Raw genomic sequence first — 12536 nt, forward strand, 5'->3', positions numbered from 1 at the left:
CACCGGGCGGGCGTCGAGATCGTGGTACGCAGCTGCCCTCAGGCGGGCCGATCCGTACCACGATCTACTGGGACGATCCCGATCGAAGTGTCGATCATGGGATCGTCGCGGTCGCCCGGGATGCACCGTCGGCCGACCTTGATCAACTCAAGCTGACTGGCGTTGGGTCCGGACCGTTGCTCCCGCGACCTCAGCCTCCGCGCTAGGCGACCGCAACCCACCCGGCCCCGACAGGCCCGCCCGAGGCGTCAGGTGGCACTGGCCGTCGGTCAAGGACCGAGTCTCTGCTCAGCGGTACTGGAAGTACGTTATGGCGGCCTCATAACGTACTTCCAGTACCGCTGAGCGAGCCCACCCTTGGAATAGATCATCTAGGGGTAGGGGCTTGTTTGCCCCGGTCCGTGCCAGCTGTGGACCGCTCGCTCCCGCGGGCACCGCTGCGGCCGGCGGCGAGCTGGCGCTCGCCGAGATCCCCGGCCTCCACTGCCGGCTCCGCGACACAAGCCCACCCGGCGCCACCCCCGCGTCGAAGTCGCGGTCATGCCCGCGGTGGGTGCGTGGAAGCTGTGCGGCCGCACGCACAAACGGGGCAGCTCGAGAGCTCCCCGAACACACGTCCGCCCCCGGCCGCCGGCGCGGTGGCGGGGTGTCGTGGACACACGGACCGCCAGGTGGCCACCGGCTCCCCGCGGGGGCCGGGGTGAGATCGCCGGCCGCGGAGCCGCCAGCGGCCGAAGCCACCCGTGATCAGGTGCGTAGCGACCGGAAGCCGGCGCGGACCTCGTCGGCGAACAGGTCCGGCTGCTCCCAGGCCGCGAAGTGCCCACCCCGGTCGAGCTTGTTGTAGTGCACGAGGTGGGGATAGGCCTGCTCCGCCCAGCTGCGCGGGGCCTGGTAGAGCTCGTCCGGAAAGGCGCTGACCGCGGCGGGTACCGAGACGTTCTTGGCGCCGAAGAAGCTGAACTTGTTCTCCCAGTAGAGGCGGGCCGCGGAGATCCCGGTGTTGGTCAGCCAAAAGAGCGTGATGTTGTCGAGGATGTCGTCCCGGCTGAGCCCTTCCTCTTCGCCACCGAAGGCGCGGGCGATCAGGTCGTAGCTGCGGGCGTCGTGGTCGAGCATGAAGCTGGCCAGGCCGACGGGTGAGTCGGTCAGGCCGTACAGCGTCTGCGGGCGCGAGCCCATGATGCCCGCGTAGCCGACGTGCGTGTATACGAAGGCGAGCTGGTCCCAGGCCCGCCGCTCCTCGGCCGTGAGGTTGGACGGCGGCGCCTCGCCGGCCTGGATCGCCTTGTCGACGTCGGGCGGCACCGCGCCGGGCATGTTGGTGTGGATGCCGATCAGCTCCGGCGGCGCCGGCTCGGCGGGTGCGGGCGCGTCACGGCCACCCGCCATCACGTCCGTGATGATCGCGCCCCAGTCTCCGCCCTGCGCGACGAAGCGCGAGTACCCGAGGCGGCCCATCAGCTCCACCCAGGCCCGCGCGATGTGCGGAGGGTCCCAACCGGTGGTGGTCGGCTTGCCGGAGAAGCCGTAACCGGGCAGCGACGGGATCACCAGGTCGAAAGCGTCCGACGCGCTCGCGCCGTACGCGGTCGGGTTGGTCAGCCGGTCGACGATCTTCAGCTGCTCGATGACGGACCCGGGCCACCCGTGCGTGACGATCAGCGGCAGCGCGCCGCCGTGCTGGGACCGGACGTGGATGAAGTGGATGTCCAGCCCGTCGATCTCCGTGATGAACTGTGGCATCGCGTTCAGCCGGGACTCGACCGCGCGCCAGTCGTAGTCGTTGGCCCAGTAGCGGACCAGCTCCTTCATCGTCTCCAACTGCACGCCCTGCGACTGGTCGGCGACGGTCTCCCGTTCCGGCAGGCGGCTGTCCGCGACCCGAGCGCGCAGATCCTGGAGGTCCGCCTCGGGGACCGCCACGGTGAACGGCCGGATTCCGTCGCCACCCACCGGGACCTTGCTCTTGGCAGCCATGTGGGTCTCCCTCTCGTTGGCTCTCGCCACTCACGCTGCCCGTCCGCCGGGTGAGGCGCAGCCGCCCGGTCCGGGTGATATCCCCCCGCGCTGGAGGACCTCCCGGAAGTGATCAAAGCTCCCCTCAAGCCGTTAGAACGACGTGAGGGGAGCTTTGATCACAGGGGCTGGACGAGGCCGGTGCGGACGGCGTAGAGGGCGGCCTGCGTGCGGTCCTGCAGGTCGAGCTTGCCGAGGATCGCGCTCACGTGCGTCTTGACGGTCTTTTCCGACACCGCCAGCGCCTTGGCTATCTCGCGGTTGGAGCGGCCGCGCGCCACCTCGATCAGCACCTCGCGCTCGCGCGCGGTGAGCGGGGCCGTGGCCGGCGGCGCGTCACCCGCCGCGAGCAGCCGCGCCACGTCGGGGTGGAGGAGCACATGACCAGCGTGTACGGCACGGATCGCGGCGGCCAGCGCGGGCGGGTCGACATCCTTGTACACGTAGCCGGAGGCGCCCGCGCGGACGGCCGGGAGGACCGCGGTCGGCTCGGTGAAGCTGGTGATCACCAGTACCCGCGGCGGGTCGTCCAGGTCACGCAGCCCGTGCAGCGCGGCGACCCCGTCGGTGCCGGGCATGCGTAGGTCGAGCAGGACCAGGTCGGGGCGGAGCCGCTCGGCCTCGGTCACGCAGGCGGCGCCGTCCTCGGCCTCGCCCACCACCGTGATGCCCTCCTGCACGTCCAGGAACGTGCGCAGCCCCTGCCGCACGACCGGGTGGTCGTCGACGACAAGTACGCGGATCGGCTCAGCCACCGGTGGGCACCTCCAGCCGTACGCTCGTGCCGGCCCCCGGCGCCGACGTGACCTCGAGGACGCCGCCCACCGCCGCGGCCCGTTCGCGCATCGACGCGAGGCCCAGCCGGCGCGCCGCCCGCACCGGTGCGGCGGTGTTGAAGCCGCGGCCGTCGTCCTCCACCCGCAGCACCACCTTGCCGCCCTCGGCGCGCAGGTCGACGGTCACCGACGAGGGGGCGCCGTGCCGCAGCGCGTTGTGCAACGCCTCCTGCGCGGTGCGGTAGACCGCCTCCTCCCGGGCGGCGGTCAGGCGGGGCACGCAGGAGCCGGCGAAGCGGACCGACGCCGCGTGCACCCGGTCGAGCAGCTCGGCCTGCTTGCGCAGCGCCACGTCGAGCCCGTCGCCGGAGAGGTCCACCGGGCGCAGACCGTCCACGATGGAGCGCAGCTCGCCGGCGGCGTCCGCGGCCAGCCGGCGTACCGTCGCCAGCTGCACGGCGGCTGCGGCCGGGTCGCGGTCGACGACCGTCGCGGCGGCGTCGGCGGTAAGCCGCAGGCTGAAGAGCTTCTGGGCGACCGCGTCGTGCAGCTCCCGGGCGATCCGGTTGCGTTCCTCCACGATGGACAGCTCCCGGCTGCGCTCGTAGAGCCGGGCGTTGACCAGCGCGATCGCGGCGTGCGCGGCGAGCAGCCGGAGCAGCTCCTCGTCGTCCGCGGTGAAGCCGCCGGGCTCGGTCTTGTTGGCCAGGAAGAGCTCGCCGAGGATCTCGTCGCCGTCGACGATCGGCATGCCGAGGAAGTCTTCGAGCACCGGGTGCGCCCGCGGCCACCAGCCGAAGCGGGGATGCTCCCGGATGTCGGCCATCCGCACCGCGTGCGGGGAGCGGAGCATCTCGCCGAGCACCCCGTGCTGGCGCGGCAGCGGCCCGATCGCCCGCCACTGCTCGTCGCTGACCCCGTCGGCCAGGAACTCGGCGAAGCCGCCGTCGCTGTCCGGCACGCCGAGCGCGGCGTACCGGGCGCCGAGCAGGCGGCGGGCCGAGGTGAGGATCGTCCGCAGCACCTCGCGCACGGACAGGTGCGCGGTGACGGCCAGCACGGCCGCGCTCACCTCGCGCAGCTCACCGCGATCGCACACACTCTCAGGCTACCCACGGTGACGCTGTTTCGGATCGGGCCGTGGTCCTAGGACCAAAGACCGAGGCCCGGCCCGGCCAGGGCCCGATGGCAGGGGAGCCCTCGCTACCTAGCGTCGACTCTGTGCCTACCAAAACCATGCCTGTCGCAATCATCACCGGCGCCTCGCGGGGGCTCGGGCTGGCGCTCGCCCACGGACTGGCCGAGGCCGGCTGGGACCTCGTGCTCGACGGCCGGGACCCGGCCACGCTCGCCGAGGCCGCCGCCGGCGTACCGCGGGACGTGACCGCCCTGCCCGGCGACGTCACCGACCCGGCGCACCGGGTGGCCCTGGTCGCCGCCGCGGACCGGCTGGGCGGCGCCGACCTGCTCGTCAACAACGCGGGCATCCTCGGCCCCAGCCCGCAGCCGCGGCTGGCCGACTACCCGCTGGACGCGCTCCGCGAGGTGTACGAGGTGAACGTCGTCGCCCCGCTCGCGCTGGCCCAGCTCGCCCTGCCCGGCCTGCGGGTACACGCCGGCGCGGTGGTGAACGTGACCTCGGACGCGGCCGTCGAGGCGTACGAGGGGTGGGGCGGCTACGGCTCGGCGAAGGCCGCGGTCGAGCAGGCCAGCCGCGTCCTCGCCGCCGAGGAGCCGGCGGTACGGGTGTGGTGGGTCGACCCCGGTGACCTGCGCACCCGGATGCACCAGGAGGCGTTTCCGGGCGAGGACATCAGCGACCGCCCGGAGCCGCGGACGGTGGTACCGGCGTTCCGGCGGCTGGTCGAGAACCGGCCGCCGTCCGGGCGGGTCCGCCTCACGGACCTGCTGACCGGGGCGCCGGCATGAGCGTGCGGGAGTTCACGCTCCCGGCCGAGCTGGAGGCGCACGAGCCGCCGGAGGCGCGCGGCCTGGCCCGGGACGGGGTACGGCTGCTCGCCGGTGAGGTGTCCACCGGCGCGACCGCCCATCGCCGGTTTACCGACCTGCCGCGCCTGCTCCGGGCCGGGGACGTGCTCGTGGTGAACACCTCGGGCACGCTCCCCGCGGCGGTACCGGTCGTGGGCACCGCGCTCACCGTCCACTTCAGCACCGAACTCGACCGCGGCGAGTGGCTCGTCGAGCTGCGCGAGGCGGCGGGCAAGGCGAACCGGCCGTACGACGGGGGCGTCGCCGGGCAGCGGTATCCGTTGCCCGGCGGCGGGTCGGTCCGCCTGCGCGAGGAGTACTCGCGGGGTCGACTCTGGACGGCCACTGTGGACACCCATGGGCCGGTGCCGGGGTACCTGCGGGTGTACGGGCGGCCGATCCGGTACGGGTACGTGCCCCGGGCCTGGCCGCTGTCGTACTACCAGACGGTCTTCGCCACCGAGCCAGGGAGCGCGGAGATGCCGAGCGCGGCCCGGCCGTTCAGCGATCGGGTGGTCACCCGGCTCGTCGCGGCCGGCGTGCTGCTCGTACCCGTGCTCCTGCACACCGGTGTGGCGTCGCCGGAAGCGCACGAACGCCCGTACCCGGAGAGGTTTGTCGTGCCGGAGACCACCGCGCGGCTCGTCACCCAGGCCAAGGCGGGCGGTGGCCGAGTGATCGCGGTCGGCACGACCGCGGTCCGCGCGCTGGAGACGGCGGCCACCGGGAACGGCGTGGTGGCCGCGGCGCGCGGCTGGACCGAGCTGGTGGTCACGCCGGAACGCGGTGTGCGCGTGGTGGACGGCCTGCTCACCGGCTTTCACGAGCCGCGCGCGTCGCACCTCGATCTACTGGAGACGGTCGCCGGGCGGCCGCTGCTGGACCGGATGTACGCCGAGGCGATCGGGTCGCGCTACCTGTGGCACGAGTTCGGCGACGTCAATCTCATCCTGCCGTAAATGCGTTGCCCGGCCGGGCCTTTACTCGGAGCATCGATGCCATGACCGTGCTCGAGGCTGTGTCGCTGACGAAGCGGTTCGGCCCCGTGACGGCCGTCGACGGGGTCAGTTTCAGCGTCGGCGAGGGGGAGATCGTGGGGCTGCTGGGGCCGAACGGCGCCGGCAAGACCACCACACTGCACATGGTGCTCGGCCTGACGACGCCGGACACCGGCACGGTCCGGATGTTCGGGCGCGATCTGGCCCGGCACCGAGCCTGGACGCTGTCCCGGGTCAACTTCGCGGCCAGCTACGTGAGCCTGCCCTGGGTGCTGCGCGTCGACGAGCTGCTCGACGTCTTCGCCCACATGTACGGGTTGCGTAACCCGCGCCGCCAGGTGGCCGAGGTGACCGAGCTGCTCGACCTCGGCGAGCTGCGCGACCGGCGCTACGGGCAGCTCTCGTCCGGGCAGCAGACCCGGGTGCAGCTGGCGAAGGCGCTGCTCAACGAGCCGGGGCTGCTGGTGCTCGACGAGCCGACGGCCAACCTCGACCCGGACGTCGGCGACCGGATCCGCGAGCTGCTGCTGCGCGAGGCCCACCGCACCGGGCGGGCCATGCTGATCACGTCGCACAACATGCCGGAGGTGGAGCGGATGTGCAGCCGCATCCACTTCGTGTCCGGCGGCCGGATCGTCGCGACCGGCAGCGCGGTGGAGCTGGCCGGGGCGTACGGGGTCGACGATCTGGAGGCGGTCTTCCTGAGGGTGGCGCGGGGATGAGTTCGTTGGTTCTGGACGGGGCCGCGGCGCGGCGGCGGCGGATCGCGAGCGTGCTCCGGCGAGACTTCTTCGCGTTGCGCCGCGACCCGCCGCGCATGGTCGACATGGCGTTCTGGCCCACGACCGAGCTGGTGCTCTGGGGCCTGGTCTCGATGTACATGCAGCAGAACCGCGTGCACATCGCGGTGGCCATGCTGCTCGGGGCGGTGCTGCTGTGGCAGGTGATGCACCGGTCCCAGGGCGAGCTGGCGTTCGGCTTCCTCTTCGACGTGTGGAGCCGCAACCTGCTCAACGTCTTCGTCTCGCCGCTGTCCACTCTGGAGTACGTCGCGGGCCTCGTGCTCGCCAGCGTGGTCAAGGTGACGGCGACGATCGGCGTGATGGCGACGCTCGCCTTCGTCTTCTACGGCTTCGGCCTGCTCACGATCGGCCCCGGGCTCGTACCGTTCATGGCGGTGCTGATGGTCATGGGCTGGGCGCTCGGCGTCGTGGCGATCGCCGCCGTGATCCGGTTCGGGCAGAGCGCACAGATCGTCGCGTTCATCCTGGTGTTCGTGTTCCAGCCGTTCGCGGCGGTCTTCTACCCGCTGTCGGTCCTGCCCGGCCCGGCCCAGGCGGTCGCCGCGCTGGTGCCGGCGAGCCACGTCTTCGAGGGCATGCGCGCGGTCCTGACCGGCGGCGGCGTCGGGTGGGGCGGGCTGGCCGTGGCCGCGCTGCTCGACGTGGCGTACGTGGCGGGCGCGCTCGCCTTCCTGCTGTACGCGCTCCGCTACGCCCGCCTGAAGGGCAAGCTGTCGCGGTTCGGCTCGTAGCGCGCCGGCTCACTCCTGGTCTCCTCGTGGCCGGTGCGGGTGGCGAGGGTCGCAGGCAGCCGGCTCAGATCCCTCGGCCTCTCCGGTGGAGGGCGGCCAGCACGTTCTCGACCTTGACGGCGCCGCTCATCGCGGCGAGGGCGATCGCCGCGCGCGGCTCCTTCCAGTTGGCGCGCATCGCCTCGCGGGTCCAGCGCCACGCGTCGCTCCGGTTGCCGCTCGCCGCCGACCAGCAGGCGAGCTGCCCGTACACCCGGGCGGCACCGGGCGGGCTGCCGTGGATCTCCGGGTGGCGCTCCATCATCCAGTGCAGCGAGGAGATCTTCGTGTCGTACTCGTAGGCGTAGTGGGAGGTCCGGCCCCAGAGCACGCGTACCAGCGGCTCGTCCACGTGCACGATCGGCGATCGGCGGGCGGCCCGGAAGAGCAGGTCCCAGTCCTCGTTCTGGCTGCCCGGCGCGTCCTCGGCGACCAGGCCGAGCTGGGCGGAGTTGACCAGCGTGCCGCGCCGGACGAGAAAGCTCGACGAGTGCAGCATCGCCATCCGCGACCGGGCCAGCTGCTCGACCGTCACCCGGTCGCAGCCGGCCAGCCGGGGCGTACACCGGTCGCGAAACTCCACCTCGATCGCGCAGGTGGCGAAGTCGCCGGCGCCGAGCGCCGCCACCTGCCGGCTCAGCTTCCAGGGTGCCCAGCGGTCGTCGTCGTCGCAGAACGCCACCAGGTCGCTGTCGAGCGCGAGGATCCCGGTGTTGCGGGCGCCGGCGAGGCCGGGCGTGCGCCAGTTCGCGACCACCATCACGGGTACGCCGTCGGTGCTGGCCAGCAGCAGGTCCGGCTGGCTCTGGTCGAAGACCACGACGATCCGCAGCGGCCCGGGGTAGTCCTGCTCGCGCACGCTCCGGATGGCCCGGCGCAGCAGCTCGGGGCGGTTGCGGGTCGGGATCACCACCCCGACCGAGGGCATCACGGCAGCCTCCGGCTGCGCAGCGGGTACCCGTAGGCGCGCAGCAGCGGCGCGCAGACCGTGCCGACCAGCCGGCGCTGGGCCGGCGCGAACGCGTCGCGCCACGCGTCGTCCCGGCGCAGCGGCACCCGCCCGACCGTAAACCGCATCGGGTTGCCGGCCGCGCTGTGCCCGAAGCGCAGCTCGGCCTCCTCGCCGTCGATGAACTTCAGGTCCGACACCGCGACGTCCAGCCCGGCGAACGCGGCGAGGTCGAGCAGCCCGGTCCGCGGGTCGTTGACGAACTCCTCGTACCGGATCCGCCGCACCGGGACACCGCGGCGGCGCAGGAGGCCGAACGCGGCGTTGTGGGCGTTCCAGAGAAGGGCGGAACGCGCCGGCGAGTAGCGCGTCATCTCCGCCGGCACCTCGGCCTCCGGACGCACCACGGTCTTGGTCCAGGAGTACGCGACGCCGCGCGCGTCCCGCACGACGTGCACCACCCGCAGGTCGAGACCGGGCCACCAGCGCAGGCAGTGGGCGAGCGCGCTGTGCTTGGAGGAGTCGACCACCACCTCGGCGCCCGAAACGGCGGCCGCGGCCTCGTAGATCGAGGCGTAGTAGCCGGCGTACTCCTCGATCAGCGCGACGTGATCCTCGGGTAGCCGGCTCGCGGCGAGGCGCGGGATGTAGCGGGTCCGCTCGACGGCGCGCTGGAGGGCGAGCACGCGGTACACGTCCACCTGGTGCCAGCCGCCGAACGCCCGTTCACCCACCGCGTCCCAGAACTCGCACGCCGAGAACCGGGCCCCGCAGCCGCACCGCTCGTCGTCGCGTACGTCGCGCTGCCACAGGTGCACGACCTCGCCCAGCGCGCACACCCCGGGCAGCTCGCCGAGGAGGCGTTCGACCAGCGTCGTTCCGCTGCGCCCCAGGCCGCCCAGAAACAGCACCCGTGCCACTTTCCCCACCTTCGCTCGTTCTGTCCTAATAACGAGCGATCAAGTTATAGGACCCCTATGCCGGAACGAATAGTGCTTGACGGTGTCTCCGTGGACGCCATCACCGAGTCGGAGGTGGTGGCGACGGTCCGGGCTGCCCTGGACCGGGGCGAAGGCGGCCGCATCGTCACCCCGAACGTCGACATCCTGCGCCGCGCCCGCCAGCATCCCGAGGTACGCGGCTATCTGGACGACGCCACTCTGGTCGTCGCCGACGGCGCACCGCTGGTGTGGGCCAGCCGCCTGGGCGGTACCCCGCTGCCAGAGCGGGTGACCGGATCGGACCTGATCTGGTCGCTCTCGAAGGGGCTGGGGCAGGACGGCCGCTCGGTGTACCTGCTCGGCGGCGAGCCCGAGGACCCGGGCTGGGTGGATGGCGCCGGCCGGGCCGCCGACCGCCTGGCCGCCGAGTGCCCCGGCCTGCGCGTCGCGGGGTGGCGCAGCCCGGAGTACGGCTTCGAGGACGACCCGCACCTGCTCGGGTCCGTCTGCCGCGACGTGGTCGAGGCCAAGCCCGACCTGGTCTACGTCGGCGTCGGCTTCCCGAAGCAGGAGTGGCTGGTGTCGCTGCTCCGCCCTGAACTCCCGTTCACCTGGTTCCTCGGCTGCGGCGCGGCGATCAACTTCGTCGCCGGGGACCGGGAGCGGGCGCCAGGGTGGATGCAGAAGTCCGGGCTGGAGTGGGCCCACCGGCTGGGCAACGAGCCCAGGCGCCTGGCGAAGCGCTACCTGCGCCACGACGCCCCGTACGCGCTCCGCCTCCTAGCCACGAAGGCCGTCCGCCGCTAGCAGACCGCAGGGGAGATGAAAGCCGGACTCTATTCCGATACCTCTGCTCGAATCGGAAGGAAGGCGCTGATAATCGCACGGTTGACCCGGACGAACCGTCCGCGACTCCCAACCCTCCTTATCAGGCCCATCGACGTCAGTTCATTGATGTCTCGGCTCACCGTCTTTTGCTGTTTTCCGGCGTATTCTTCGGCGAGGCGCGGGCTGATATGCCTAACTTCGTTGAGGGCGATTTGCTTGTCTGGGGGAAAATCCAAGACAAGATGCTTTTGTCGCCGCTTTGCGGGTGTTTCTTGTGTGCGGAACACGTCGTGGATGAAATTTTCCCACGTCACGTGCATCTGTTGTTCCCGAATGTAGTCGATTTGATCTCGCAGTTCGTCGACGAAACCTTCAATCGCATACTTGATGAAGTCTTGCACCGGGAAGTCGCCTTGGCTGGTACTCCCAAGGACCTGATAGTAGCGATCTCTGGTCTTGTTGTAGTGGTTGGACAGTAGCTGAGCTGCCGGCATCGGCACTCCGGCCTGAATCAAGAGTTGAAACTCGATGAGCCGTGCCGTTCGACCGTTTCCGTCCGCGAAAGGGTGTAGCCATGCGATGTATAGATGCGCAAGAATCGCGCGAAGAATTGCGACTACAAAGCCCATGTTTCTTGCTGAACCGGGATCGAAATCCTTGTCGATCCATTCGCAGAACCGGTCCATCAGGAAGGGCAGGTCCTCTGCCGGCGCACCTCGATAGTTTGCGACGACGACGGAGTGATTCCGCAAAGCGCCGGGCGTAACTTCACCGCTCAAGGGAAGCCCGTTTAGTATCCTTCCATTAAACTCAGATATGCGCTCCGGAGTTAAGACAAGGGGCTTTCCGGCGATAACGTCATCGATGATTTCGTTGCAAATTTCGAGAATGTTGTCAACCTCACGGCCCAAGTACTCGCGTGACGGTGGAAGCGGGAGATCACCGCTGACGCGCGCCAGTACCTCTCCCTCGGACAACGTATTTCCCTCAATGCTGGTCGTGCCGTGAATTCCTTTGCTCAAATAGATCCTGTTCATCTTTTCGGCGATGTCGGGTCGTAGCGGTACGCCAGCGATGTGCTCACACTTTGACTCGGCCTCTCCGAGGAGCATCCAAGTGGTGTAGTCCAGCCTCTTGAGCTGGAAGCTGAAGTTGATCCAGGGATGGGTGCGCTCGAACAGCCGGTTCATTGTCTCCTCCATCGACCACCAAGTCATGGCATCCTACCTGGAAGAACAAAGATCATGTCCCCCCGATCTCGGCGGTCATAGCAGGGGTCACTGTCCCGTAGACTGTCCGCTGGTTTGTCCTGGCGAAGGCGTGAGGCACGAACGGGTGCGGTGCCGTGACGGAGGAGTCACGAACTGCCGCGCGGCAGCGGATTCACGGTTGCCGGCTGGCGCCGCCAACTACGGCAGTTTGTGCGCCCGGCTCATCCTGGGCAACGTGTCAAGATTTATTCGTATTTGTGGAGATGTTCTTCAAGATTGGCGTGTTCGACGAAGTGCGCTACCTCGGGTTGAACCAGCTGTCGTTGCTCAGCTCGACGAACGCCGCGAACGCTGGCGGGTCGTTCGCCAGGCGGAAGTGGCCGGTCGGGCCCTTGTCGTCGTCGGACTCGAAGTAGGAGACGGCCTTGATCTGGGGGTTGGCCTTGAAGGTGCGGGCGGCGTCCCGCAGCCACTCCACCCGCGCCGCCGAGCCCCACGCCCGGGCCACGCCGAACTCGCCTACGATGATGGGTTTGTCGCGCGCGGCGGCCCAGCGCAGGAACGGGGCCATCAGCTCGCCGATCGGGCGCAGGTCACTGCCCGCGTACACGTCGACGCAGGTCCAGTCGACCACGTCGTCGCCGGGGTAGAAGGCGGGCGCCTCGCCGCGCTCGAAGCCCTTCGCGGTCGGGCACCAGACCCACGAGGCGTTGCGCACACGTTCCTCGTCGAAGATCCGGCGCACGTACCGCCAGGCGGCGATGTAGTCCTCCGCCGACCACATCGTGGCCCGCAGGTTCGGCCGGTCCATCTCCCAGCGGAAGCGGAGCAGCACCGGCACGCGGGCCGCGCGCACCCGGCGGGCCTGCGCCCGGATCAGGTCGTCGTGCCGGCCCGACGTGATCGACCGCGTGTCGCCGGAGGCCCAGCTCAGCATGATGGTCAGGCCCTGCTTGATGAACTCCCGGTCCGACTCGGTGCCGAAGTCCTCGTCGAAGCGCCGGTACGTGTTCACGATGTCCAGCCGGCGCCCCAGGTCGCGCTGCAGGCCCTCGATCGCCGCGAGCCGGCCGGGCTGGCTGTAGCTGTCCGGCTTCACCCACGCGCCCAGCAGCGCGCCCTTGGCCGGCGGGACGACCGGGCCGGCGGCGTACGGGCCGCTGTGGGTCGCGGACACCGTCGGGGGTGGGGGTGGGGGCGCCGGTTGCGGCCCGCCGCACCCCGCCAGCGCGAGCAGCGCCAGCAGCATCGC

At 70.6% G+C, this 12536-nt stretch carries 12 protein-coding genes; 5 read left to right on the plus strand and 7 right to left on the minus strand.

From position 1 onward, the window contains the following. Window positions 1-747 precede the first annotated feature (747 nt). The 3 genes from RB614_RS29475 to RB614_RS29485 all read right to left on the minus strand — a co-directional run bounded on the left by RB614_RS29475 (window position 748) and on the right by RB614_RS29485 (window position 3894). Window positions 748-1980, minus strand: coding sequence for an epoxide hydrolase family protein (locus tag RB614_RS29475; RefSeq protein ID WP_308715939.1), 1233 nt, complete (start codon window positions 1978-1980; stop codon window positions 748-750). A 158-nt stretch (window positions 1981-2138) separates the two neighbouring features. After that, on the minus strand, window positions 2139-2774 hold the full coding sequence (locus RB614_RS29480) for a response regulator transcription factor (protein ID WP_308715940.1): 636 nt from the start codon (window positions 2772-2774) through the stop codon (window positions 2139-2141). Beyond that, on the minus strand, window positions 2767-3894 hold the full coding sequence (locus tag RB614_RS29485) for a GAF domain-containing sensor histidine kinase (protein ID WP_308715941.1): 1128 nt from the start codon (window positions 3892-3894) through the stop codon (window positions 2767-2769). Before RB614_RS29485 ends, RB614_RS29480 begins: the two co-directional genes overlap by 8 nt. A 137-nt stretch (window positions 3895-4031) precedes the next feature. Here RB614_RS29485 and RB614_RS29490 point away from each other — a divergent pair, with 137 nt between their 5' ends. From RB614_RS29490 to RB614_RS29505, 4 genes are read left to right on the plus strand one after another with little or no spacing between them, the layout of a single operon-like run. Then, window positions 4032-4724 (plus strand): SDR family NAD(P)-dependent oxidoreductase, encoded by a 693-nt coding sequence (locus RB614_RS29490; protein WP_308715942.1) that lies wholly within the window; start codon window positions 4032-4034, stop codon window positions 4722-4724. Next, on the plus strand, window positions 4721-5743 hold the full coding sequence (locus tag RB614_RS29495) for an S-adenosylmethionine:tRNA ribosyltransferase-isomerase (RefSeq protein WP_308715943.1): 1023 nt from the start codon (window positions 4721-4723) through the stop codon (window positions 5741-5743). Before RB614_RS29490 ends, RB614_RS29495 begins: the two co-directional genes overlap by 4 nt. Window positions 5744-5784: 41 nt before the next feature. Further along, window positions 5785-6504: an ABC transporter ATP-binding protein gene (locus RB614_RS29500; RefSeq protein ID WP_308715944.1), complete on the plus strand. Its 720-nt coding sequence runs from the start codon at window positions 5785-5787 to the stop codon at window positions 6502-6504. After that, entirely contained in the window at window positions 6501-7316 is an 816-nt protein-coding gene (locus RB614_RS29505) for an ABC transporter permease (protein WP_308715945.1), read from the plus strand. The genes RB614_RS29500 and RB614_RS29505 overlap by 4 nt, the downstream gene beginning before the upstream one ends. A 64-nt stretch (window positions 7317-7380) precedes the next feature. On the opposite strand, the gene RB614_RS29510 is transcribed toward RB614_RS29505, so the two are convergent. Further along, window positions 7381-8283 (minus strand): glycosyltransferase family 2 protein, encoded by a 903-nt coding sequence (locus RB614_RS29510; RefSeq protein WP_308715946.1) that lies wholly within the window; start codon window positions 8281-8283, stop codon window positions 7381-7383. After that, entirely contained in the window at window positions 8283-9224 is a 942-nt protein-coding gene (locus RB614_RS29515) for a sulfotransferase (protein WP_308715947.1), read from the minus strand. The genes RB614_RS29510 and RB614_RS29515 overlap by 1 nt, the downstream gene beginning before the upstream one ends. A gap of 90 nt (window positions 9225-9314) precedes the next feature. On the opposite strand from RB614_RS29515, the gene RB614_RS29520 reads away from it, so the two are divergent. After that, window positions 9315-10052, plus strand: a complete 738-nt coding sequence (locus RB614_RS29520; RefSeq protein WP_308715948.1) for a WecB/TagA/CpsF family glycosyltransferase — start codon at window positions 9315-9317, stop codon at window positions 10050-10052. A gap of 29 nt (window positions 10053-10081) precedes the next feature. Here the strand turns inward: RB614_RS29520 and RB614_RS29525 are convergent, their stop codons facing one another. Both RB614_RS29525 and RB614_RS29530 read right to left on the minus strand, forming a co-directional pair. Continuing rightward, entirely contained in the window at window positions 10082-11263 is a 1182-nt protein-coding gene (locus tag RB614_RS29525; protein WP_308715949.1) for a Fic family protein, read from the minus strand. Window positions 11264-11582: 319 nt separating this feature from the next. Next, complete coding sequence (locus RB614_RS29530) at window positions 11583-12533, minus strand: glycosyl hydrolase (protein WP_308715950.1); 951 nt, start codon at window positions 12531-12533, stop codon at window positions 11583-11585. Between the last annotated feature and the right edge of the window lie 3 nt (window positions 12534-12536).

The organism is Phytohabitans maris (assembly GCF_031085175.1).
GTDB classification, from domain to species: Bacteria; Actinomycetota; Actinomycetes; order Mycobacteriales; family Micromonosporaceae; genus Phytohabitans; species Phytohabitans maris.

What these genes read in the sequence shown, in the direction of transcription:
- RB614_RS29475 (WP_308715939.1), bottom strand. Translation starts at nt 1,980, where the DNA reads ATGGCTGCCAAGAGCAAGGTCCCGGTGGGTGGCGACGGAATCCGGCCG.
- RB614_RS29490 (WP_308715942.1), top strand. Translation starts at nt 4,032, where the DNA reads ATGCCTGTCGCAATCATCACCGGCGCCTCGCGGGGGCTCGGGCTGGCG.
- RB614_RS29495 (WP_308715943.1), top strand. Translation starts at nt 4,721, where the DNA reads ATGAGCGTGCGGGAGTTCACGCTCCCGGCCGAGCTGGAGGCGCACGAG.
- RB614_RS29500 (WP_308715944.1), top strand. Translation starts at nt 5,785, where the DNA reads ATGACCGTGCTCGAGGCTGTGTCGCTGACGAAGCGGTTCGGCCCCGTG.
- RB614_RS29505 (WP_308715945.1), top strand. Translation starts at nt 6,501, where the DNA reads ATGAGTTCGTTGGTTCTGGACGGGGCCGCGGCGCGGCGGCGGCGGATC.
- RB614_RS29510 (WP_308715946.1), bottom strand. Translation starts at nt 8,283, where the DNA reads ATGCCCTCGGTCGGGGTGGTGATCCCGACCCGCAACCGCCCCGAGCTG.
- RB614_RS29525 (WP_308715949.1), bottom strand. Translation starts at nt 11,263, where the DNA reads ATGAACCGGCTGTTCGAGCGCACCCATCCCTGGATCAACTTCAGCTTC.
- RB614_RS29530 (WP_308715950.1), bottom strand. Translation starts at nt 12,533, where the DNA reads ATGCTGCTGGCGCTGCTCGCGCTGGCGGGGTGCGGCGGGCCGCAACCG.